This window comes from Virgisporangium aliadipatigenens, assembly GCF_016863615.1.
GTDB lineage: Bacteria > Actinomycetota > Actinomycetes > Mycobacteriales > Micromonosporaceae > Virgisporangium > Virgisporangium aliadipatigenens.
On sequence record NZ_BOPF01000101.1, the window covers coordinates 1 to 1,249 of the forward strand.

The 1,249-nt window shown below is 68.2% G+C and carries 1 protein-coding gene; it reads left to right on the top strand.

The window, feature by feature from the left end; all coding sequences use genetic code 11:
- Positions 1-92 precede the first annotated feature (92 nt).
- A complete protein-coding gene (locus Val02_RS46940; RefSeq protein ID WP_203905886.1) occupies positions 93-1,214 on the top strand; it encodes an IS630 family transposase in 1,122 nt (373 codons plus the stop codon).
- Positions 1,215-1,249: the final 35 nt, after the last annotated feature.

A 1,249-nucleotide genomic window follows, 5' to 3' on the forward strand; every position in this document is an offset into this window, starting at 1 on the left:
CGCTAGTGCTGTGACCGTGAACGTTGGCCGGGTTGGGTGACACGCCGGTCAGCGTTCTCGGGTCGGTGGTGGTCGGGGTTCAGGCTGTCGTGATGGCAGAACCTGTTCGGGCGCGTCGGCTCAGTGCCGATGAGGGCCGGCGACTACAGCAGATCGTCCGGCGCGGGACCGGGTCGCCGGTCCGGTTGCGTCGAGCGATGGTCATCATGGCCTCGGCCAGCGGGAACACCGTCGCGGCGATCGCCCGGCTGGTCCAGGGCGACGAGGACGCGATCCGGCAGGTCATCCACCGGTTCAACGAGATGGGTCTGGCCTGTCTGGACCCTCAGTGGGCGGGTGGCCGTCCCCGCCGGATCAGTGAAGACGACGAAGCGTTCATCGTCGCGACGGCCAACACCAGACCCCAGACTCTCGGCCAGCCGTTCACCCGCTGGAGCCTGCGCAAACTGTCCGATTACCTGGCCCGTAACCGTGGTCTGCGCAGGGTGGAGGTCGGCCGGGAACGGCTACGGCAGTTCCTCCACCGACACGACATCAGCTTCCAGCGCACCAAGACGTGGAAGGAAACCAACGACCCGGACGCGGAGGCGAAACTCGCCCGGATCGAACAGGTCACCAGCGCGTTTCCGGACCGGGTGTTCGCCTTCGACGAGTTCGGGCCGCTGACCATCCGGCCGCACCTGGGCGCCTCGTGGACGGCGAAAGGCCACCCCGATCGGCTGCCGGCGAACTACCACAAGCTGCACGGCGTCCGGCAGTTGCACGCCTGCTACAGCATCGGTGACGACACCCTCTGGGGCGTCGTGCGAGTGCGCAAGTCCGCCGCGAACACGTTGGCCGCGCTCAAGTCGATCCGCGCCGCGCGCCCGGACGGGGCACCGATCTACATCATCTTGGACAACCTGTCCGCGCACAAAGGCCACCGGATCCGGGCCTGGGCGGCCCGGAACCGGGTCGAGCTGTGTTTCACCCCGACCTACTCGTCCTGGGCGAACCCGATCGAGGCCCATTTCGGGCCGCTACGCACGTTCGTCGTGGCCGGCTCGAACCACCCGAACCACACCGTCGCCACCCGCGCGATCCAGGCATATCTGCGGTGGCGCAACGCCAACGCCCGCCACCCCGACATCCTCGCCGCCCAACGCCGCGAACGCGCACGAGTACGCAGCGAACGCCAACGCCGATGGGGCCAACCCGCTACACGCGCGGCCTGACCCCAACCCGGCCAACCTTTCCGGTCAGAGCACTA

Excerpts from the sequence above, each read along its gene's own strand:
- Val02_RS46940 (WP_203905886.1), top strand. The coding sequence starts at position 93 with ATGGCAGAACCTGTTCGGGCGCGTCGGCTCAGTGCCGATGAGGGCCGG.